Raw genomic sequence first — 20,957 nt, 5'->3', positions numbered from 1 at the left:
TCGAATATCTCAAGCCTCTGACGCAATTGAGATATTCGAAACCTTTTCAAGGCGAGGATGCGTAAGCATCTTCGAGCCTTGGCATAAAAGATGCCGCACATGACAAGAAAAAGGCCCGCATTGCGCGGGCCTTTTTCGTTTCCCTTCAATGACCCTTTGTAGCCAACGTCAAAGCAGCGTCCCGCTCAGGATCAGCAGGGCTACGGTGAAATAGATCACCAGCCCGCTCACATCCACCAGCGTCGCAACGAAGGGGGCCGAGGCGCTGGCCGGGTCCAGCCGCAGCCTTTGCAGGATGAAGGGCAGCATGGAGCCCGCCATCGAGCCGAAGGTGACGATGCCGATCAGCGCGGCAAACACGGTGAGGCCGATCAGCAGCCAGTGCGGGCCGTAATCATAAAAGCCGACATGCTGCCAGATCAGGATGCGGGTAAAGCCGACAGCGCCGAGAATGGCTCCCAGCGTTACCCCGGTAGGCAGTTCGCGCAGCGCCACGCGCCACCAGTCGGAGAGCTTCAACTCACCCACCGCCAGCGCTCGAATGATCAGCGAAGTGGCCTGCGAGCCCGAATTGCCGCCGGAACTCATGATCAGCGGCACGAAGAGCGTCAGAACGATCGCCTTTTCCAGCTCGTTTTCAAAATACTGCATGGCGCTGGCCGTCAGCATTTCGCCAAGAAACAGCGCACAGAGCCAGCCGGCACGCTTCTTGATCATGCCCCCGAAGCCGATCTGCATATAGGGCTTGCCAAGCGCTTCCATGCCGCCGAACTTCTGGGCGTCTTCGGTGGTGTCGGCGATCATGGTGTCGATCACGTCGTCCACGGTGACGATGCCGAGCATCTGGCCATCGTCGTTGACCACCGGCAGCGCCAGAAGATTGTTGCGGCGGATCAGCCGCGCCACATCCTCCTGCGGCATCAGCGGTCCCACCCGGGCAATGCCCTCGCGGCGGGCGACGGAGAGAATGTCAGCCTCGCCATTGACGGTGATCAGACGGCGCAGCGTCACGACACCGATCAGCCGGTCGGTGCGGTGATCGAGCACATAGATGGCATAGACCGTCTCACTGTCGCTTTCCACGCGGCGGATATGGGCAAGCGTCTGAGCCACCGTGAAGGTGTCCGGCACGCTCACGAATTCCGTGGTCATGATCGAGCCCGCCGTGCGCTGCGGATAGGCCATCAAATGCTCGACCGCATGGGCCGTAGCCGGATCCAGCCGCGAGAAGATCAGCGCCCGCGGACGCTCCTCCATATCCTGGAAAATATCGGCCACACGGTCATGGGCCGTAGCCTTCAGCAGCTTTGCAGACTGCTCCACCGGCATGGCCGCCAGAATGCGCGCGGCATCCTGCAATTCCGGTCGGGCGATGAGGCGCAGCGCCTTTTGATGCGGCAGTTGCGAGAGGCTGGCTGCGGCCTCGTCAACGCTCAGCGCATTGAGGTGCTCCACGCGGTCAGCAATGGTGACGACGTTGAGACTTTCATTCAGAAGAACGCGGGCAGCATTGCCAGCCCGGCTTGGAAAGCGCTGGATATTCATTAGCTCGCCTTTCCGTCGATCCGCCGTAGCGACCGATCGGGCGAGCTGACGGAGGCGTCAGAGCACGATGGCCGCGTACGGCAAAGACAATCGACTGCTACTGTCGCTTGGCATCTTGACGATGACTCCGTTGATATCCGCACCCCGGAAAACCGTGTGCGTACGGATTAGCTGCGACTCTTTCTCACAAAAGTCAAGCCCCTTGCCGCAGAGCGGAAAACTTATGGTGCATTGCGCATTCACATCCGCGTGCAGGCCTGTGAGAAACCACCACAAGAGGATGATTTTACTCAACATTAACGCTGAACGGAGAGCGGGGCGAACGTGTTCGCCCCGGTTGTAAACCCATAGGGAAAAGCGCGGTCCGTTTACAGCGCCGTGCGTTTTATCAAACGCACAAAGGACGCTGTAACACTTAAAAGCTGCTGCATAATTTTCACCTTAAATCGATTCCGATTTAAGGAATTATGCAGTAGCCCCCAAAGCCTTCCAGCACCACCTTGCCACGCATGCTGCCGCTTTCCACCAGAGCGTGCGCCTTTTGAAGATTGGCGGCATTGATCGGGCCAAGGATATGGGAAAGCGTGGTGCGGATTTTGCCCGCATCCACCAGATCGGCAACATGGTTCAGCAGGCGGTGCTGTTCGATCATGTCCGGCGTTTCAAAGACCGGGCGGGCAAACATCATCTCCCAATGCACCGACACCGCCTTGCGCTTGAAGCGCATGACATTGAAGCCCTCGGCCGGGTCATCGATGATGGCGAAGCGCCCCTGTGGCGCAATGATCTCAGCAAGCGCATCCGCATGCAGATGACTTTCAGTGACGGAGAAGACAAAGCCTGGCGCGCCGAGCTCGAGAGCGGCATATTCCTCCGCCAGCGGCTTGCTGTGGTCGATCACGTGGTCGGCGCCAAGCGCCAGTACCCAATCGCGGGTTTCGGGGCGCGAGGCGGTGGCGATGACCGTCAGGTCGGTCAGTTGCTTCAGCAACTGGATGGCAATGGAGCCAACGCCGCCTGCGCCGCCGGTGATCAGCACGGCGGGAAGCGCGCCCGGCACGGGCCGGGCCACGTCCAGCCGGTGAAACAGCGCCTCATAGGCGGTGATTGCCGTCAACGGCAGGGCGGCGGCTTCGGCGTGGCTGAGCTTTGCCGGCTTGCGTCCGGCAATCCGCTCGTCGACGAGATGAAACTCGGCATTGGTGCCGGGCCGGTTGATGGCGCCTGCGTAATACACCTCATCGCCCGGCTGAAACAGCGTGACGGCGCTACCCACGGCCCTGACGATGCCGCTGGCATCATAGCCCAGAACCCGGGCCTCACCCTGTGGTGGTTGCTGGCCCCGCCGCACCTTCGTATCCACGGGATTGACCGAAACGGCCTTGATCTCAACCAGAAGATCGTGCGGACCGGGAACCGGTGTGGGACGTTCGAGATCCACCAAGGCGGTGTCCGCCGTGATCGGCTGGGGGCTGTAGAAACCAACTGCGCGCATGACCATGCTCCTTTGCGTTTGCACGCGCTCTATTAAGGGCATAGAGTTTTTGATCGCAAGAATGCACATTTACTGTTCATAGTCCCGAAAATGCGCCTCAGTACCCAAAAGGATACCGTGCTATGTCCCGCCCCCGCGCCAAGATGACCAATAACTTTCCCGGCTGCCCGGTCGAATCCACGTTGAGTTTCCTGGATGGCAAATGGAAAGGGGTGATCCTCTATCACCTGCTGAGCGACGGCACGCTGCGCTTCAATGAATTGCGCCGCCGTCTTGCTTCAGTCACGCAGCGGATGCTGACCAAGCAATTGCGGGAACTGGAGGAAAACGGCCTGATTACCCGCACGGTCTTTCCCGTTGTGCCGCCCCGGGTTGACTATGCCCTGACACCGCTGGGCGAGAGCTTGCGCCCGGTTATTGTGGCGCTGGACAGTTGGGGCAAGCAGCATGTGCGTTGCCAGGATGGACAGCGCCATGTGGTTGAGATGCCGGAGGAGGGCAAATCAGCCGCGTAAGACGGCCTTCTTCTCCACCGCCACGGAGATCAAAAATACCACGAGGCCGAGCAGCGACAGCGCCGAGCCGACATAGCCGGTGGCGCCGTAGCCATAGGTGGCCACCACGATACCGCCCAGCCACGCGCCCAGCGCATTGGCAATATTGAAGGCGGAGTGGTTAGAGGCGGCGGCCAGCGTCTGCGCGTCCGCAGCCACATCCATCAACCGGGTTTGCACGGCCGGACAGGCGGCAAAACCGCAGCCGGTGAGAAAGACGCAGATGAACAGCATCACCGGATTGGCGGCCGTCAGCGAAAAGATCGCCATCATCACCACATTGAACACCAACATGCCGCCGATCGTGCCCTTCAAGGAATAATCGGCAAGCCGGGAACCCAGAACATTGCCGACATTCATGCCGATGCCGAAGACGGCCAGAACCACGGCCACCATGGCAGCAGGCAGGCCTGCCGTATCGGTGGTGGTGCGGGCGATATAGCTGAAGATGGCAAACAGCCCGCCAAAACCGACCGCCGCCACCGCCAGATTGAGCCAGACCTGCAGCCGTGCAAAGGCGCCAAGCTCGCGGGCAATGCTTGCGCCCTCGGCCACTCTGTCTTTGCGCAGATGCAGGCCGATCAGCAGCGCCGTCAGCGCCGCAATGAAGCCGACCAGCAGGAAGGCCGAGCGCCAGCTCAGCAATTGTCCGAAAAAGGTGGCAAGCGGCGTGCCGAGCAGGGTCGCGATGGTCAGGCCCAGCATCACGCGGCCCACGGCGCGTGCCCGTTTGTTCGGTGGCACCATGGAGGCCGCCACCAGCGCCGCCACGCCGAAATAGGCCCCGTGCGGCAGGCCGGTGATGAAGCGCAGCAAGGTGAAGCTCAGGAAATCCGGGGCCATTGCGCTGGCGAGATTGCCGAGCGAAAACAGGCTCATCAGCATGATCAGCAGCGTCTTGCGCGGCAGCCTTGCCGAAAGCACGGCAATGATCGGCGCACCGACCACGACACCCAGCGCATAGGCGCTGATGACGCGGCCCGCTTCCGGCACGCTGACGCCATAGGTGTTGGCTACATCCGGCAACAGGCCCATGATGGCAAATTCGCCGGTGCCGATGCCGAAACCGCCTACGGCCAGCGCCAGTTCGATCAGCCAGGTCTTCGAGGCGGGGGCCGGGGAGACGGTGTCTGCGTGGCCGCTGGCCTGGAGGATACGCGGATTTTCGTTCATCACGATCACCTTTGGGTTTGCCGACGCAGGCCGACAGCTTCGGAGGCTCTCGTGGAGCGCCCTGTAACCTGATTAAAAAAAGCAGATGTCAGCCGCAGAGTATGTCGCGGGCCGCCGTTCTGGACTGAGGGTGTGTGAGGGGTGGTGCGATGGCGCATCGAATCGTCGCGCCATCCCTTGACCCTCAATTTGTCTATTATCATGTTTATGTGCGGTGCGGTAAGCCTTATTCTGCCTGTGCCGCCGCAAGGCAGCCATGCAGAGAGGGCTGCAACCTTAAAGGCTCTGACGCGTTGACTGCTGCATAACTCCTTAAATCGGAATCGATTTAAGGAGTTATGCAGCAGATTTAAAGCGCTACAGCGAACCTTTGTGCGCCATATATGGCGCACGGCGCTGTAGAGCTTCGAGACAGGGGTTTTGACGCAAAGGACGCATGAGGGAGTAAGGCGCGGATGCGGATCAAGGCGGTTCTCAACAAGGATGGCGGCACGTTCCGAACCACGGACATGCAGGCCTATTGCGCCCGCGCCGATGAAATTTTCAGTGCTGCCGGCCATTCGCTGTCCTGCGCGGTCGTTTCCGGCAAGGAGATTACCGATGCATTGAAGCAGGCCGCCGATGAAGACATCGAGGCCCTGATTGCCGGAGGCGGCGATGGCACGATTTCGGCGGCGGCAGGCATTGCCTGGAAGGCGGGCCTGCCGCTCGGTGTCGTGCCCGCAGGCACGATGAACCTCTTTGCCCGATCGCTGAAACTGCCGCTCGATATCTGGCAGGTGCTCGATACGCTGGCCGGTGCAGAAGTCCGTGCCGTGGACATCGCCACGGCCAATGGCCACCCCTATGTCCACCAGTTTTCCGCCGGCATGCATGCCCGCATGGTGCGGCTGCGCAACAAGATGGATTTCGCCTCGCGCATCGGCAAGATGCGGGCCAGCACCAGTGCGGCCCTCAGCGTCATGCTGAACCCGCCGCGTTTCGATGTCTCCTTCGATCTCAACGGGGATGGACGGTCGGAAACCCGCGAGGTTTCGGCGATTTCCATCTCCAACAACCCTATCGGCAGCAATCCGCTTTTCTATGCCGATGATCTCACCTCCGGCAAGCTCGGCATCTATCTGGCCGCACCGCTGGATACGGTGGGCGTCGCGGGCCTCGCCATCGATATCCTGCGTGGACGGCTTGAGGACAATGAGGCCGTCACAGCCGCCACCGCGCCGCTGGTGAAACTGCATTTTCCGAAACTGCGCCACGGCGCAGCCTGCGTCATCGATGGCGAATTGCTGCGCATGCCGCGCGACGTGGAAATCCGCCTGCATCCCGGCGCGCTGAAGGTGCTCGTCGCGCCGCAATCATGATGCACTGACATTATGGCGGGCGGCGGCCCGGCTTTTTTCAATCAGCGCTTCGCTGGCGCCCAGACACCTGAGAAAGCCTGGCAGCACGCCGTCACCCTTCGTGCAGGCATCATAATCCAGCACATGGATATGCCGCCCTGCGCCGCGTCGCAGATTGCGCACGAGCCGCTTGTAATCGAGATCGAAATATTTGATCGGCGAGAGACGGATGGCATTGGCCTCTTCCGCCTCGCGCCGGTACCAGGCCAGATCACGGCCTTCCCCGATGCGTTCATGCTGTTTTTGCAGGCTCAGAAGATAGCCCTCCCGCTCCCGCAGAAAGAGAATGACCTCGATGCGATAGCCAAGCGCCCGCAGCCTTCGGCAGAAGCCCTGCATCAGGTGCGGATGAACGGAGAGAAATTGCAGTCCTTCAGCGGAAACCACCACCTTGGGCATGTCGACCATGGTGAGTTCCGCAACCAGCGCACCGATGGCATCCTCATCTGGATCGATCCGGGGGTCCTTCAGCATCTGCCACATGAATTTGTGATGGCCGCTGATCCCCTGCGCCCGCCCGGCCTTCGGCACATGGATGCCCTGTTGCGAAAGCTCCACCTCATGCTCTTCCAGAAAATTCTGAATCGAGGTCGTGCCGGTCTTATGGGTGCCGACATGCAGAAACAGCGTTTTCCGCTTGCGGGAGAAGAACCTGAAAATGACGGCGCTCCGGTCATATCAAAGCGGTTCAGTGTTTTACTGAACCGCTCTAAATTTTTGATTTCATGCATTTCCTGGCGGAAAACCGGTTTCCACCTTTCTCAGGCCAAGGCTCTAATGCGTGAAAGCCGCTGCGATCAAGGTTTTCGTATAGTCCTCAGCCGGACTGTCGAAAATATCCTGGGTCGGGCCTTCCTCAACGATCTTGCCGTTCTTCATCACGATCACATGGTCGGAGATCGCCTTGATCACCGACAGATCGTGGCTGATGAAGACGTAGGAAAGATCGTGTTTCTGCTGCAGGTCGCGCAGCAGCTCGATCACCTGCCGCTGCACCGAACGGTCCAGCGCCGAGGTCGGCTCATCGAGGATGACCACCTTCGGCTTCAGGATCATCGAACGGGCGATGGCAATGCGCTGGCGCTGGCCGCCGGAGAACTCGTGCGGATAGCGGTTGCGTGCCGCCGGATCGAGCCCCACTTCCTTCAGCGCTTCGATGGCGCGCTGGTCACGCTCGGCCTTGGAAAGCTGCGGCTCGTGCACGTAAAGACCTTCGGTGATGATCTCGCCCACCGTCTGGCGGGGCGAAAGCGAACCATAGGGGTCCTGGAACACCAGCTGCATGCGCTTGCGGTAGGGGCGCATGCCTGCGCGGTCGAGGCCGGAAATATCCGTGGTCTCGAAGCTGAAACGGCCCTGGGCATGCAGCAACTTGAGCAGCGCCCGGCCCAAAGTCGATTTGCCTGAGCCGGATTCGCCGACAATGCCAATGGTCTGGCCCTGACGGAGCGTCAGGTTTACATGATCGACGGCGCGGAAGGTGCGGCTGCTCTTGAAGAACAGGCCGGAGCCGATATCGAAATCCACCACGACATTCTTGCCTTCCAGCACCACCGGGGCGGTGGGCGGGGGGGCTTGCTTGGCGCCGCTTGGCTCGGCGGCAAGCAGCATTTTGGTGTAGTCCGCCTGCGGGCGCTCGAAGATCTCGTCGCGGCTGCCCTGTTCCACCACTTCGCCACGGCGCATGACGATCACCCGGTCGGCAACGTGTTTCACCACGCCGAGATCGTGGGTGATCAGCACGATGGCCATGCCGAAACGCTTTTGCAGATCGGCCAGCAGGTCGAGGATCTGCGCCTGAATGGTCACATCCAGTGCTGTGGTCGGCTCATCGGCAATTAGCAGGTCCGGTTCGTTCGCCAGGGCCATGGCAATCATCACGCGCTGGCGCTGGCCACCGGAAAGCTCGTGCGGATAGCTGTTGATACGCCGCTCCGGTTCGGGAATGCCGACGAGTTTCAGAAGGTCCAGCGCCCGTGCCCGGGCCTCGGTCTTCTTCATGCCGCGATGGTGGATCAGCGGTTCGGCAATCTGCTTGCCCACCGTGTAGAGCGGGTCGAGCGAGGTCATCGGCTCCTGGAAGATCATGGTGATCTTTTCGCCGCGTACGCTGTTCAGCGTCTTGAGGCTGGCGCCCACCATTTCCGTTTCGCCGTAGCGGGCAGAGCCGGAAACCCGGCCATTGGCGGCCAGAAGGCCCATGATCGCCATCATGGTCTGGCTCTTGCCAGAGCCGGATTCGCCGACGATGGCGAGCGTCTCGCCCTTTTTCACGTCATAGCTCACGCCCTTCACCGCCTGCACCTCGCCATCCGGCGTGGCGAAGGTGACCTTGAGATCCTTGACGGAAAGCACGATGTCGTTGTTGGTCTTGTCCATGCTTATCGGTCCTTCGGGTCGAGCGCGTCACGCAGGCCGTCGCCAACGAAATTCAGCGAAAACAGCGTGAGAACGAAGAAAATCGCCGGGAAGATCAGAAGCCACGGCGCATTCTGCATGTTGCGCGCCCCTTCCGAGATCAGCGTGCCCCAGCTTGCCAGCGGCGCCTGAACGCCAAGGCCGAGGAAGGAGAGGAAGCTTTCCGTCAGGATCACATGCGGCACGACCACGGTGACGAACACGATGACCGGCCCGACCGTGTTGGGAATGATGTGACGGCGGATGATCTGCCAGTCGGTCAGCCCCAGCGCCTGTGCCGCGCCCACGAATTCGCGGCGCTTGAGGGAGAGCGTCTGGCCGCGCACGATGCGGGCCATTTCCAGCCATTGCACCGCGCCGATGACGATGAAGATCAGCCAGATCGACCGGCCGAAAAACACCACCATGACCACGACGAGGAAGACGAAGGGCAGGGAATAGAGAATTTCGACAATGCGCATCATCACATTGTCCACCCGCCCGCCAAGATAGCCGGAGGTGGCGCCATAGACCACGCCGATGCCAAGCGACACAAGGCTTGCGGCAAGGCCGACGGCAATGGAAATCTGCCCGCCGAGCATGACGCGGACCAGAAGGTCACGGCCATTGCTATCCGTGCCGAAGGGGAAATATTCCTGCGAGACATGGCCCGTCAGCACCATGGAGAGCTGATCCGGTGCCGTCTCGGCAATCTTCGTTTCCTTGAACTCGTTCACACGGTCGAAATAGCGCACGGTGCGTTCATCGATCGGGCGGTTGGAGGAAACCTTGGCGGTGAAGGTGCCGTCCTTGACCTCGAAATTTTCCAGCAGCAGCCGGGCGCGCTTGGCCGCGCTGTCGGCCACGTCATGCAGGGTGTCCGGATCGGGGAAGGGCTTCAGGCTCGGTGCCACCGCCACATAGGAGGGGAAGACCTGGTCATAGCTGTGCGGCGAAAACAGCGGCCCGACGAAGGAGAAGAGCGCGATCAGCAGCAGCATCAGGCTGCCGCCCATGGCGGCCTTGTTGCGGCGGAAGCGTAAAAGCGCCAGCTGGCCGAGGCTGCGGCCCGCAATTTCCGGCTGGGTCACGGCGGGAGAGGAGGAAGAGAGATCAGTCATGACGGACCCTCGGATCGAGAAGGCCATAGGCAATATCGACCAACAGGTTAAAGACGATGACGAACACGGCGACCAGCACCACGGTGGCCATAACCAGCGGATAGTCACGGTTCAGTGCACCGATGACGAAGAAGCGGCCAACGCCGGGAATGGTGAAAATGCTCTCCACCACGGCAGAGCCGGTGAGAAGGGCGGCTGCCGCTGGCGCCAGATAAGAGACGACCGGCAGCATGGCCCCGCGCAGCGCATGCGTCACCACCACCACCCGCGACGGCAGGCCGTAAGCCTTGGCGGTGCGGATATGGTCGGTATGCAGCGCCTCGATCATCGAGCCGCGCGTCAGGCGCGCAATCACCGCCGCCTGCGGCAGGGCCAGCACCGTGATCGGCAGCGCGAGGAAGTAGAGCGAGCCATCCCCCCAGCCGCCTGCGGGCAGCCAGGCCAGCATCAGCGCAAAGATCAGCGTCAGCACCGGCCCCATCACGAAATTGGGTACAGTGACCCCGACCGTGGCAAAGGTCATCAGCACGAAATCGACGATGCCGTTCTGACGCAAGGCGGCAATGGTGCCAAGGATCACGCCGCCGATCAGCGCCAGAAGAAGGGCTGTGCCGCCAAGCTGCACGGAATAGGGCAGGGCCTGGCCGATCAACTGCGCGACCGTATTGTCCTTGTAGATGAAGCTCGGGCCGAAATCGCCCTGCACCGCATTGGAAACATAGGTGATATATTGTTTCCACAGCGGTTGATCGAGCTGATAGGTCTTCATCAGGTTCGCCATGATGTCCGGCGGCAGCGGACGTTCCAGATCGAACGGCCCGCCCGGTGCGACGCGCATCAGGAAAAACGAGATGGTAATGACGAGAAACAGCGTGGGCACCGCGCTCGCCAGTCTTCGCAGAACGAAATTGATCATGGTCAAATAGCAGACGCGCGACACGCCCTTCGTGGCATGCCGCGCGTCCTCTCCCGTTCGCTGTTACTTGGAAACGCTCAGATACTTGGAATAATGCTCGTTGACGGCGTTGTTGCCCCAGCCGGAAACCTTGCTGGACACCAGCCACAGGTTTGCTGTGTTCATCAACGGCGCCACCGGCTGCTCGTCCACCAGGATCTGCTCGGCCTTGTGCATCAGTTCCATGCGCGCCTTCTGGTCCTTTTCGTCATAGGACTTCTTCATCAGCGCGTCGAATTCCGGATTGTTCCAGTGCGAATAGTTGAAGGTCGTATTGGTGCTCAGCGTCAGCGCCAGGAAGTTTTCCGGATCGGCATAGTCTGCACCCCAGCCGGCGCGGGCCACGGAGAACTTGCCGCCTTCCTTCAGGTAGGAATAGTGCGAGGCCACATCGAGGTTCACCAGCGACACCTTGGCGCCGAAGGTGGTCTTCCACATGTCGGCAATGGCGGTGGCCACGCGCTCATGGTTGGTGTTGGTGTTGTAGCGGATTTCCAGGTTGAGCGGCTTGCCGCCCTTGCCGTACCCGGCTTCCTTCATCAGCTCCACAGCCTTGTCTTCGCGGTCGATCTGCGAGAGCGCGGCGAAATCCGGTTGGGGCGGCTTTTCATAACCTTCCATGCCCGGAGGCACCATGGAATAGAGCGGCAGCTGCGCGCCGGAATAGATTTCGCTGGACAGGAAGTCGCGGTCGATAGCCATGGACAGCGCCTTGCGCACGCGCACGTCGCTCATCGGCTCCTGGCGCATATCGAAGGCGTAGTAATAGGTGGACAGACCCGGATCCACATGGACCTGATCCTTGTACAGCTCCCGCAGGCGTTTGATCTGGTCGGCGGAGAAGTTGTAGGTCACGTCGAGTTCGCCGGCTTCGAAGCGGCGCACGGCAGCGGCATCGTCTTCGATCGGGTAGAAGATCACCTTGTCGAGCTTGACGTTTTTGGCATCCCAGTACTGGTCGTTCTTGACGACGGTCAGGTTGTCGTTCGGCACATGCGATTGCAGCTTGAACGCGCCGTTATTGACCATATTGCCCGGCTTGACCCACTGGTCGCCGAATTTTTCAAAATTCGCCTTGTTGATCGGCAGGGCGGTGTAATGCGCCATCAGCTGCAGGAAATAGGGTGTGGAACGCTCCAGCGTGATTTCCAGCGTCTTGGCGTCAACCACCTTCACGCCCAGCTGGTCCACCGGCATCTTGCCGGTGTTCACGGCTTCGGCGTTCTTGATCGGGTAGAGGAGGTTTGCATATTCAGCGGCGTTCTTCGGGTCTTCCAGACGGCGCATGGCGAACTGGAAGTCCTCAGCCGTCACCGGCGAGCCATCGGACCACTTGGCGTTCTCGCGAATCTTGAACGTGTAGACGGTGCCGTCATCGGAGACCTTCCAGCTCTCGGCGGCACCGGGAACGATCTTGCCGTTTGCGTCATGAACGGTCAGACCTTCGAACAGGTCGTGAATGATGAAACCTTCGATATCGATGGAAATATGAGCCGGGTCGAGCGACTTCGGTTCGCCGGAATTGCCGCGATGCAGCACAGCCTCCGCGAGTGCTTGGCTTGCGCCAAACAGCAGGGAGCCAGCGATGAGAGTGGTTGCCAATCGGGTCTTGAAATAGGTCATTTTTGTTCTCCTTCCCCTTCTGGATAGGGTTCGGTGGCTGAACAAATTTGAATTCTGCACAAAAAACAAGCCCTGCCTCCGATAAACTTCTGCCACAACAAGGGCAAAACCGCCTATCTCGCCGCATTTGCAAGGCTTTTCTACGTCACTTATGCCGCATATAGGGCAGGCTTCTTCCCACCCCTGGCGGCTTATCCACAAAACTGTATACAGTCTGTAGCGCGTCAAACGAGAGATTGTCTGTCTGCTTCGCGCCGCGTGACCGGCAGCGGCAATCGCGGAAAACGGCGCCGCCATGCCCGTCGCCGGGTCCCGGGTGACACAACCAGAGCGACGGTTACAGCCGGGGCAGATAGGTGCGATAATCGAAATCGGAGACGGTGCGCAGAAAAGCGAGAGCCTCCTTGCGCTTGGTGTCGCCATAAAGCTTCTGGTAAGGCGCACCGAAGATATCGGCGATGAAGGCCGAGCTGCGGAAACGGTCCACCGCCGTCAGGAAGTCATGGGTGAGCAGGCCGCAATCGGGCTCGATACCGGGTTCCGTTGCCGGGCCGGGATCCAGCACCTCCTCCAGCCCCAGCAGCATGCCGCCCAGAATGGCAGCGAGCAGCAGATAGGGATTGGCATCGGCGCCCGCCACCCGGTGCTCAACGCGGGCGGCAGGCCCGTCGCGGTCGGGAATGCGGATGGCCGTGCCGCGATGGCCATAGCCCCAGTCGATCTTGTCCGGGGCAAAGGAGCCGGGCTGGAAACGGCGATAGGAATTGGCAAAGGGCGCAAAGACCAGCTGCGTTTCCGCCATGGTTTTCAGCATGCCCGCCGTCACGGATTTCAACATGACGGGATCGCCCCCGCCTGCGTCCAGAATGTTGCGGCCCTGTCCATCGATGATGCTGATGTGCACATGCAGGCCCGATCCGGCCTGATCCCCATAGGGCTTGGCCATGCAGGTGGATTTCAGCCCGTGTTTCTGCGCCGCAAATTCTGCCGCCCGTTTCAGATAGAGGCAATCATCGGCGGCGGCCATGGCATCGGGCCGGTGCAACAGGTTCACCTCGAACTGACCGGGCCCGAATTCCGCCGTGGTGGCATCGGCGGGCAGGCCCATGGCGTCGCAATAGGCGCGCAGGGTGGTCAGGTAATCATCCATGGCCCCGGTGGCGCGCATGTCATAGAGCTGGTAGCCGTTCGGCTCGCCGCGATAGGTCAGCGCCCTGGGCGGGTGCGGGCGGTCATGCTCGCGCCAGTCGCCGTCGATCACGTAGAATTCCAGCTCCGTCGCCACCACCGGCGTCAGGCCCTTTGCCTTGAAGCGCTCCAGCACCCGCGCCAGAATACCGCGCGGGCAGACGAAATACGGCGCGCCAGACAGCATGTGCATGCTGGCCAGCACCTGTTTCGACCCCGCCGGACCCCAGGGCAGGGCGGCAAGCGAGCGCCTGTCCGGCATGCAGATGCCATCGGGATCGCCCAGCGTCAGCGAAATGCCGGTGATGTCGTCATTATCATCCCCCCAGATATCGAGGGACTGGGTGGAGGAGGGCAGCCGCACACTGTTTTTCCAGACCTTTTCCTCGGCGGACAGCGGAATCATCTTGCCGCGCAGATCGCCGTTCATGCCCACCAGCAGCACCTCGATCCGTGCCTGTGGATCGATGTTGGAGGAAGCGTCGGAAAGGCCGGTCTGGGTCATGGAAAGGTCCGCTGGATCGTGAAGGCTGGTGCTTGCCAAATTGTGGCGCGCCCTTCATGCTCGTAAAGGATAAAATACGCCGTTTCAATTCTCCTGCCGCAAGGCGGATGATTGCGCTCAAGGAATGCCCGCATGGACCAGCGCTTCGCACACCTATCCAATCTGGCGGCCATCGATGCCGCCCATCACATTCACCCCTTTTCCAACATGCAGAAGCTGAATGCCGAGGGCACGCGCATCATCGAGCGGGGTGAGGGCGTGCACATCTGGGACAGCACCGGCAAGCAATATCTCGATGCGTTTGCCGGGCTTTGGTGTGTCAATGTCGGCTATGGCCGCAGCTCCATCGCCGAAGCGGCCTATCGGCAGATGCAGGAACTGCCTTATTATAACTGCTTCTTCGGCACCACCACGCCGCCCACCACGCTGCTGGCCCAGAAGATCGCCTCCAGGGCCGGGCCGAAGCTCAACCATGTCTTCTTCACAAATTCCGGTTCTGAGGCTTCCGATACCTGGTTCCGCATCGCCCGCGTCTATTGGAAGGCGCTGGGCCATGAAACGAAAACCCGGATCATCGCCCGCAATAACGGCTATCACGGTTCGACGGTGGCAGGTGCGTCCCTTGGCGGCATGACCTGGATGCACGAGCAGGGCAATCTGCCGATTGACGGTATCGTTCACATCAACCAGCCCTATTGGTATGCCGAGGGCGGCGAGCTTTCGCCCGAAGATTTCGGCCTCAAGGTGGCGCGTGAGCTGGAAGAGAAGATCATCGAACTGGGCGAGGAAAACGTCGCGGCCTTCGTGGCCGAGCCGATCCAGGGCGCGGGCGGCGTCATCATTCCCCCTGAGACCTATTGGCCGGAAATCAAGCGGATCTGCGCGAAATACCAGATCCTGCTCGTGGCCGATGAGGTGATTTGCGGCTTCGGGCGGCTCGGCACCTGGTTCGGGCATCAATATTACGATTTCGAACCCGATCTTGCCCCCATCGCCAAGGGCCTGTCCTCCGGCTATCTGCCGATTGGCGGCGTGCTGGTGGCCGACCGCGTGGCCGAGGTGCTGCGCGATCAGGTGGGCGATTTCTATCACGGCTACACCTATTCCGGCCATCCGGCGGCGGCGGCTGCCGCGCTGGAAAACCTGCGCATCATCGAGGAGGAAGGACTGGTGGAGCGGGTGCGCGATGATATCGGCCCCTATTTCGCCGAGGCCCTTTCCTCCCTTGCCGATCATGAGGCCGTGGGAGAGGTGGTAAGCGTCGGGCTGATGGGCGCTGTGCAGATCACCGCCGACAAGGCCAGCCGCCGCCGCTATGAAAAGCCCGACGACATCGGCACGGCGGTGCGCAATCACTGCGTTTCCAACGGCGTCATCGTCCGCGCCACCGGCGACCGCATGCTGTTTTCCCCGCCACTGATCATCGCCCGCAAAGAGGTGGATCAGGCCGTGGACACGCTGCGCAACGCCCTGGACTGGCTGCGCGATGGCCAGCGCCAGCGTTGATAATGAGGTTCCAGCGCCTCATCCCCCTCCCAGGCTTGCGCTAGAGTGCTTCCGTGTTTCATAGAACCACGGAAGCACTCTAGCTCTTTGTTTTTACGCATTTCCGGACGGAAAACCGCAACTACACTTTTCCTGGAAATGCTCTAGGCGGCGGACTGTTGGCGGCTTCGTTCAGGATGAAATCCGGAAAGCGTGTGCGAATTTCCTCTATGATCGACAGGGTGCCGGAAAGATGGGTACGCATGGCCGCTTCGGCGGCCTGCCCGTCGCCCCGGGCAATGGCGGTGACGATGGCCCGGTGTTCGATGAGAAGCGATTGCATCTTGCCCGGCATCGGCAGGTTCAGCCGCCGCAGCCGGTCGAGATGGACGCTCTGGCGGCGCATGACCTTCCAGAGCATCAGGCTGCGGCTGCGCTCGTAAAGCACCCGGTGAAATTCCCGGTCCAGCGCGTCGAACCGGTCATAGGTCGCGGGATCGGCGAATCGTTCCTGTTCGTTCAGCACGGCCTCCAGTGCCGCTGCGGTTTCTTTCGGACTTTCCACCGAAAGCCGCCTGAGCGCCTCCACCTCCACCGACAGCCGCAGGAACTGCGCCTGCCGGGCGTGATCGATATCGATGCGGGAAACCCGCGTGGCATATTGCGGGAAGATATCCACAAGCCCGTCTTCCTGCAGCCTGAGCAGGGCATCGCGCACCGGCGTCTGGCTGACCCCGAACTCATCCTGCAAGGCAGCGCGTGACAGCACGCTTCCTGGCTCCAGGCTGACCGAGAGGATTCTTTCCTTCAGGATTTCATGGATTTGCACCGCAACCTGACGCGAGCGGTCAAGCAGCAGAAGGCCGGTCTTACTGGGCATGCGGGGTTACTCCGTGGCAGTCTGGCGCAGTCTATCGGATTTTTGGCATTGATGCACTGATGTTTTAGTGTATTAATGCACGCACCGCGCCGGGGAGAGGTTGCGGTGCAATCATCGGTTTGGAGGAGGAGACGATGAAGACAGTATTTGGTGGCCTGGCCGCTCTCTTGGGTCTTGCCGGGATGGTGCTGCCGGCACAGGCGGCGGAAAAAACCGCCATTTCCATTACGCGCCAACCGGGCATTCTCTATCTGGCCAGCCATGTGATGGAGACTGAGAAGCTCATCGAAAAGCAGGCCGAAGCCGATGGTCTGAAGGGTGTGACGGTCGAATGGCGCACCTTCTCCGGCGGCGGCGCGCAGACGGATGCGCTGCTGGCGGGCAATGTCGATATCGTCAATACCGGCACCGGCAATCTGCTGCTGCTGTGGGATCGCACCAAGGGGCGGGTCAAGGGCATCATTCCCAGCTCCGCCCAACCGGTGATCATGGTCAGCAACGATCCGCGGATCAAGACGCTGGACGACATCGGCCCGTCCGACAAGATCGCCGTGCCCACCGTCGGCGTCTCCACCCAGGCCATTCTGCTGCAGATGGCGGCGGCGGAAAAATATGGCGAGAAGAATATCCGCAAATTCGATCCGAACACGGTGCAGCTCGGCCATCCCGATGCGGTTGCGGCCATCGCCAATCCCCAGCATGAGGTGAAATCGCACTTCTCCGCGCCGCCCTTCCAGTATCTGGAGCTGAAGCAGCCCGGCGTGCACCGCGTTATTGACTCCCGCGAAATCATCGGCGGGGCGCTGACCCAGTCGACCTTCTTCACCACCACGGATTTCGCCGAAAAGAACCCGACCATCATCAAGGCCGTGCGCGATGCCACGCGCGAGGCGGTGGCGATGATCCGCAAGGATCCGAAGGCAGCGCTTCAAGCCTACAAGACCGTGACCGGCGACAAATCCTCCGTCGAGGATCTGATGGCGATCATGAACGAGCCGGGATTTCTCGACGATTATCGCACCGATCCGCAGGGCACGATGAAATTTGCCACCCATCTCAACCGGATCGGCACGCTGAAAACCATGCCCAAGGCCTGGACGGATTATTACCTGCCGGTCTCGGCCGATCTCAACGGCAATTGACGGCATGTTTGCCGGAGCGGTCCGCCTTGGCGGATCGCTTCTCACCCTTTGAGGACGAACACATGTTACAGACAATCTCAACCTCGGCAGGGCAGGCGGCCGATCCGCAAAGGGCGGAACCGCTGCTCAGCGTCGACAAGGTCACCCTGCGCTACAAGACGCCGAGCCTCTTGGTGACGGCGACGGAAAATGTCAGTTTCAAGGTCTATCAATCCGACCGTTTTGTGCTGCTCGGCCCCTCGGGCTGTGGCAAATCCACGCTGCTCAAGGCCGTGGGCGGCTATATGAAGCCGGTGGGCGGCACGATCAGCATCCATGGGCGGACGGTGACGAGACCGGGGCCGGACCGGATGATGGTCTTCCAGGAGTTCGACCAGCTCATGCCCTGGAAAACCGTATTGCAGAATGTGATGTTTCCGCTGGTCACCGCCCGCAAGCTGCCGGAGCGCGAGGCCGAGGACATCGCCCGCACCTATATCGACAAGGTCAAGCTCACCCGCGCGGTCGACAGCTACCCGCATACGCTGTCGGGCGGCATGAAGCAGCGCGTGGCCATAGCCCGTGGCATGGCCATGCAGCCCGATATTCTGCTGATGGACGAGCCCTTTGCCGCACTCGATGCGCTGACCCGGCGGCAGATGCAGGATGAATTGCTGCAATTGTGGGAAGATACCCGCTTCACGGTGATCTTCGTCACCCATTCCATCGCCGAGGCGATCAAGATTTCCAATCGTATCCTGCTTTTGTCGCCGCATCCGGGCCGGGTCAAGGCGGAAGTGGTGGATGTCGACAAGGCCTCCACGGCCGACGGCACGGCGCAGGCGCTGGAGCACGAAATCCATAACCTGTTGTTTTCCGAACCTGGCCATCGGGAGTAACCGCCATGACGTCACCGCATATTCTGATGGCCGAGGGCAATGGCGATGCACGGCCTGCCCATGCCAATCTTGCCGTGGTCGAGCAGAAGCTCGGCATGCTGGAACTGATCTGGGGCATCGGCGCGCTGCGCAAGGCGCTGATCATCCTGCTGCTGGCCGCCATCTGGCAGGCCTATGCCGTCTATCTCGATAATCCGCTGCTCTTTCCCACGCTTAGCGATACGCTGACGACGCTGGTGGACCGCTTTGCCGATGGCACGTTACCGGCGCGCATCGGCACGACGCTTAAAATCCTGCTGATGGGCTATGCGGCGGGCACCGTGCTGGCGGCGCTGCTGACGGTGCTGGCCATCAATACCCGCATCGGCACGGATTTTCTGGAAACCATGACGGCGATGTTCAACCCGCTGCCGGCCATTTCGCTGCTGCCGCTGGCGCTGATCTGGTTCGGGCTCGGCGCCTCCAGCCTTGTCTTCGTGCTGGTGCATTCGGTGCTGTGGGCCGTAGCGCTCAATACGCATTCCGGCTTTCTCGGCGTCTCGCGCACGCTGCGCATGGTGGGGGCGAATTACGGGCTCACCGGCTTTTCCTATGTCACGAAAATCCTCATTCCGGCAGCCTTTCCTTCCATCCTCACTGGCCTGAAGATTGGCTGGGCCTTTGCCTGGCGCACGCTGATTGCCGCCGAACTGGTGTTTGGCGTGTCTTCCGGCCAGGGCGGCCTTGGCTGGTTCATCTTTGAAAATCGCAACCTTCTCGACATTCCGGCGGTGTTTGCCGGTCTCGTCACCGTCATCGTCATCGGCCTCGTGGTGGAAAATCTGGTGTTCCAGACCCTCGAGCGTCACACGATTCAGAAGTGGGGAATGAAGGAATGAATGAGACGCGCAAGACGCCTGCGGATCTGCGCTCGGCCCGCTGGTTTTCCCCCGATGACCTGCGCAGCTTCGGTCATCGCTCGCGCATGATGCAGCTTGGCTATGGTGAAGAGGACTTTCGCAACAGGCCGATCATCGGCGTACTCAACACCTGGTCCGAGCTCAACACCTGTCACGCGCATTTTCGCGAGCGGGTGCAGGATGTGAAGCGCGGCGTGCTGCAGGCCGGCGGCTTTGCCGTGGAAATGCCCTCGCTTTCCGTGGATGAAAGCTTCACCAAGCCCACCTCCATGCTTTACCGCAACCTGCTGGCGATGGAGACGGAAGAGATGATCCGCTCCCATCCGCTGGATGGTGTGGTGCTGATGGGCGGCTGCGACAAGACCACGCCCGGCCTTGTCATGGGGGCGCTGTCGGCCGGTGTGCCGATGATCTATCTGCCGGCTGGCCCCATGCTGCGCGGCAATTATGCCGGCAAGATCCTGGGCTCCGGTTCCGATGCCTGGAAATACTGGGACGAGCGCCGCGCCGGCAATATTTCCGATGCCGAATGGCTGGGCATTCAAGGCGGCATTGCCCGTTCTGCCGGGACCTGCATGACCATGGGCACCGCCTCGACCATGACGGCGATTGCCGATGCCATGGGGCTGACGCTGCCCGGCGCCTCGTCCATCCCCGCTGTGGATGCCGAGCATCAGCGCATGTCGGCGGCCTGTGGGCGGCGGATTGTCGAGATGGTGTGGGAGGATCTGACGCCTGACCGGATCGTCACCGATGCCGCCTGCCGCAACGCCGCCATCGTCGCCATGGCCACCGGCTGTTCGACCAATGCCGTGGTGCATCTCATCGCCATGGCGCGCCGTGCCGGTGTGTCGCTGACGCTGGACGATCTCGATGCCCTGGGCCGGGTCACGCCGCTGATCGCCAATGTCCGCCCCTCCGGCAAGGATTATCTGATGGAGGATTTCTACTATGCCGGCGGGCTTCGGGCGCTGATGCGGCAATTGCAGGACCGGCTGGACCTCTCTGCCCTCACGGTCACGGGCCGCAGCATGGGCGAAAATCTTAAGGGCGCGGAGGTCTATAACGACGACGTCATCCGTCCGCTGTCCAACCCCGTCTATCATGAGGGGTCGCTTGCGGTGCTGCGCGGCAATCTCTGCCCGGACGGGGCGGTGATCAAGCCTGCCGCCTGCGATCCGAAATTCCACGTGCATGAAGGCCCGGCGCTGGTTTTCGACAGCTACCCGGAGATGAAGCAGGCAATCGACGACGAAAATCTGGCGGTGACGCCCGATCACGTGCTGGTGCTGCGCAATGCCGGGCCGCAGGGCGGGCCGGGCTTTCCCGAATGGGGCATGCTGCCCATTCCCAAGGCGCTGATCAAGCAGGGCTATCGCGATATGCTGCGCATTTCCGATGCCCGCATGTCCGGCACGTCCTACGGGGCCTGCGTGCTGCATGTCGCGCCGGAAAGCTATATCGGCGGGCCGCTGGCGCTGCTCAAAACGGGCGATATCGTCCGTCTCGACCTGCCTGCACGGCGTCTCGACATGCTGGTGGATGCGGAGGAACTGGCGCGCCGCAAGGCGGCCTGGGTGCCGCCGCAACCGCGCTACGAGCGTGGCTATGGCCACCTCTTCTCCCGCCATGTGCGTCAGGCCGATCAGGGCTGCGATTTCGATTTTCTGGAAACCGATTACGGCCGCAAGGCCGGTGAACCCGATATTTTCTGAGG

At 61.2% G+C, this 20,957-nt stretch carries 17 protein-coding genes; 7 read left to right on the top strand and 10 right to left on the bottom strand.

The genetic code is table 11. From position 1 onward, the window contains the following. Window positions 1–168: 168 nt before the first annotated feature. Window positions 169–1,545: a magnesium transporter gene (gene mgtE, locus QO005_RS02825; RefSeq protein WP_307156427.1), complete on the bottom strand. Its 1,377-nt coding sequence runs from the start codon at window positions 1,543–1,545 to the stop codon at window positions 169–171. Window positions 1,546–2,002: 457 nt separating this feature from the next. Beyond that, on the bottom strand, window positions 2,003–3,040 hold the full coding sequence (locus QO005_RS02820) for a zinc-binding alcohol dehydrogenase family protein (RefSeq protein WP_307156426.1): 1,038 nt from the start codon (window positions 3,038–3,040) through the stop codon (window positions 2,003–2,005). Window positions 3,041–3,162: 122 nt separating this feature from the next. Here QO005_RS02820 and QO005_RS02815 point away from each other — a divergent pair, with 122 nt between their 5' ends. Beyond that, window positions 3,163–3,555, top strand: coding sequence for a winged helix-turn-helix transcriptional regulator (locus QO005_RS02815; RefSeq protein ID WP_307156425.1), 393 nt, complete (start codon window positions 3,163–3,165; stop codon window positions 3,553–3,555). On the opposite strand, the gene QO005_RS02810 is transcribed toward QO005_RS02815, so the two are convergent. Further along, a complete protein-coding gene (locus QO005_RS02810) occupies window positions 3,544–4,767 on the bottom strand; it encodes an MFS transporter (protein ID WP_307156424.1) in 1,224 nt (407 codons plus the stop codon). The two genes, QO005_RS02815 and QO005_RS02810, sit on opposite strands and share 12 nt — an antisense overlap. A 455-nt stretch (window positions 4,768–5,222) precedes the next feature. On the opposite strand from QO005_RS02810, the gene QO005_RS02805 reads away from it, so the two are divergent. Beyond that, complete coding sequence (locus tag QO005_RS02805) at window positions 5,223–6,128, top strand: diacylglycerol/lipid kinase family protein (protein ID WP_307156423.1); 906 nt, start codon at window positions 5,223–5,225, stop codon at window positions 6,126–6,128. Here QO005_RS02805 and QO005_RS02800 read toward each other — a convergent pair. The 6 genes from QO005_RS02800 to QO005_RS02775 all read right to left on the bottom strand — a co-directional run bounded on the left by QO005_RS02800 (window position 6,123) and on the right by QO005_RS02775 (window position 13,956). Continuing rightward, window positions 6,123–6,725: a hypothetical protein gene (locus QO005_RS02800; RefSeq protein ID WP_307156422.1), complete on the bottom strand. Its 603-nt coding sequence runs from the start codon at window positions 6,723–6,725 to the stop codon at window positions 6,123–6,125. The genes QO005_RS02805 and QO005_RS02800 overlap by 6 nt on opposite strands. A 216-nt stretch (window positions 6,726–6,941) precedes the next feature. Next, window positions 6,942–8,546, bottom strand: a complete 1,605-nt coding sequence (locus QO005_RS02795) for an ABC transporter ATP-binding protein (RefSeq protein ID WP_307156421.1) — start codon at window positions 8,544–8,546, stop codon at window positions 6,942–6,944. Window positions 8,547–8,548: 2 nt separating this feature from the next. Further along, window positions 8,549–9,685, bottom strand: a complete 1,137-nt coding sequence (locus QO005_RS02790) for an ABC transporter permease (RefSeq protein ID WP_307156420.1) — start codon at window positions 9,683–9,685, stop codon at window positions 8,549–8,551. Beyond that, the gene (gene oppB / locus QO005_RS02785) at window positions 9,678–10,601 is read right to left on the bottom strand and encodes an oligopeptide ABC transporter permease OppB (protein WP_307156419.1); all 924 of its coding nucleotides are present in this window, start codon (window positions 10,599–10,601) and stop codon (window positions 9,678–9,680) included. The genes QO005_RS02790 and oppB overlap by 8 nt, the downstream gene beginning before the upstream one ends. A gap of 63 nt (window positions 10,602–10,664) precedes the next feature. Beyond that, a complete protein-coding gene (locus QO005_RS02780; RefSeq protein WP_307156418.1) occupies window positions 10,665–12,263 on the bottom strand; it encodes a peptide ABC transporter substrate-binding protein in 1,599 nt (532 codons plus the stop codon). A gap of 337 nt (window positions 12,264–12,600) precedes the next feature. After that, window positions 12,601–13,956 (bottom strand): glutamine synthetase family protein, encoded by a 1,356-nt coding sequence (locus QO005_RS02775; protein ID WP_307156417.1) that lies wholly within the window; start codon window positions 13,954–13,956, stop codon window positions 12,601–12,603. Between the two features lie 132 nt (window positions 13,957–14,088). On the opposite strand from QO005_RS02775, the gene QO005_RS02770 reads away from it, so the two are divergent. After that, window positions 14,089–15,462 carry an aspartate aminotransferase family protein gene (locus QO005_RS02770; protein ID WP_307156416.1) on the top strand — a complete coding sequence of 458 codons (1,374 nt, stop codon included), beginning with the start codon at window positions 14,089–14,091 and terminating at the stop codon, window positions 15,460–15,462. A gap of 121 nt (window positions 15,463–15,583) precedes the next feature. Here QO005_RS02770 and QO005_RS02765 read toward each other — a convergent pair whose 3' ends face one another. Then, window positions 15,584–16,321 carry a GntR family transcriptional regulator gene (locus QO005_RS02765; protein WP_307156415.1) on the bottom strand — a complete coding sequence of 246 codons (738 nt, stop codon included), beginning with the start codon at window positions 16,319–16,321 and terminating at the stop codon, window positions 15,584–15,586. Between the two features lie 134 nt (window positions 16,322–16,455). Between QO005_RS02765 and QO005_RS02760 the strand changes: the two genes are divergently transcribed. From QO005_RS02760 to araD, 4 genes are all read left to right on the top strand, one after another. Next, window positions 16,456–17,463 (top strand): ABC transporter substrate-binding protein, encoded by a 1,008-nt coding sequence (locus QO005_RS02760; RefSeq protein WP_307156414.1) that lies wholly within the window; start codon window positions 16,456–16,458, stop codon window positions 17,461–17,463. 62 nt (window positions 17,464–17,525) lie between these two features. Then, on the top strand, window positions 17,526–18,341 hold the full coding sequence (locus QO005_RS02755) for an ABC transporter ATP-binding protein (protein WP_307156413.1): 816 nt from the start codon (window positions 17,526–17,528) through the stop codon (window positions 18,339–18,341). Window positions 18,342–18,367: 26 nt separating this feature from the next. Then, a complete protein-coding gene (locus QO005_RS02750; RefSeq protein WP_370877995.1) occupies window positions 18,368–19,219 on the top strand; it encodes an ABC transporter permease in 852 nt (283 codons plus the stop codon). Further along, on the top strand, window positions 19,216–20,955 hold the full coding sequence (gene araD, locus QO005_RS02745; RefSeq protein ID WP_307156411.1) for an L-arabinonate dehydratase: 1,740 nt from the start codon (window positions 19,216–19,218) through the stop codon (window positions 20,953–20,955). Before QO005_RS02750 ends, araD begins: the two co-directional genes overlap by 4 nt. Window positions 20,956–20,957: the final 2 nt, after the last annotated feature.

The organism is Allorhizobium paknamense, assembly GCF_030815125.1.
Lineage (GTDB): Bacteria > Pseudomonadota > Alphaproteobacteria > Rhizobiales > Rhizobiaceae > Allorhizobium > Allorhizobium paknamense.
This window is presented reverse-complemented; position numbering and strand designations above follow the sequence as displayed.

What these genes read in the sequence shown, in the direction of transcription:
- mgtE (WP_307156427.1), bottom strand. Translation starts at nt 1,545, where the DNA reads ATGAATATCCAGCGCTTTCCAAGCCGGGCTGGCAATGCTGCCCGCGTT.
- QO005_RS02820 (WP_307156426.1), bottom strand. Translation starts at nt 3,040, where the DNA reads ATGCGCGCAGTTGGTTTCTACAGCCCCCAGCCGATCACGGCGGACACC.
- QO005_RS02815 (WP_307156425.1), top strand. Translation starts at nt 3,163, where the DNA reads ATGTCCCGCCCCCGCGCCAAGATGACCAATAACTTTCCCGGCTGCCCG.
- QO005_RS02810 (WP_307156424.1), bottom strand. Translation starts at nt 4,767, where the DNA reads ATGAACGAAAATCCGCGTATCCTCCAGGCCAGCGGCCACGCAGACACC.
- QO005_RS02805 (WP_307156423.1), top strand. Translation starts at nt 5,223, where the DNA reads ATGCGGATCAAGGCGGTTCTCAACAAGGATGGCGGCACGTTCCGAACC.
- QO005_RS02795 (WP_307156421.1), bottom strand. Translation starts at nt 8,546, where the DNA reads ATGGACAAGACCAACAACGACATCGTGCTTTCCGTCAAGGATCTCAAG.
- QO005_RS02790 (WP_307156420.1), bottom strand. Translation starts at nt 9,685, where the DNA reads ATGACTGATCTCTCTTCCTCCTCTCCCGCCGTGACCCAGCCGGAAATT.
- oppB (WP_307156419.1), bottom strand. Translation starts at nt 10,601, where the DNA reads ATGATCAATTTCGTTCTGCGAAGACTGGCGAGCGCGGTGCCCACGCTG.
- QO005_RS02780 (WP_307156418.1), bottom strand. Translation starts at nt 12,263, where the DNA reads ATGACCTATTTCAAGACCCGATTGGCAACCACTCTCATCGCTGGCTCC.
- QO005_RS02775 (WP_307156417.1), bottom strand. Translation starts at nt 13,956, where the DNA reads ATGACCCAGACCGGCCTTTCCGACGCTTCCTCCAACATCGATCCACAG.
- QO005_RS02770 (WP_307156416.1), top strand. Translation starts at nt 14,089, where the DNA reads ATGGACCAGCGCTTCGCACACCTATCCAATCTGGCGGCCATCGATGCC.
- QO005_RS02765 (WP_307156415.1), bottom strand. Translation starts at nt 16,321, where the DNA reads ATGCCCAGTAAGACCGGCCTTCTGCTGCTTGACCGCTCGCGTCAGGTT.
- QO005_RS02760 (WP_307156414.1), top strand. Translation starts at nt 16,456, where the DNA reads ATGAAGACAGTATTTGGTGGCCTGGCCGCTCTCTTGGGTCTTGCCGGG.
- QO005_RS02755 (WP_307156413.1), top strand. Translation starts at nt 17,526, where the DNA reads ATGTTACAGACAATCTCAACCTCGGCAGGGCAGGCGGCCGATCCGCAA.
- QO005_RS02750 (WP_370877995.1), top strand. Translation starts at nt 18,368, where the DNA reads ATGGCCGAGGGCAATGGCGATGCACGGCCTGCCCATGCCAATCTTGCC.
- araD (WP_307156411.1), top strand. Translation starts at nt 19,216, where the DNA reads ATGAATGAGACGCGCAAGACGCCTGCGGATCTGCGCTCGGCCCGCTGG.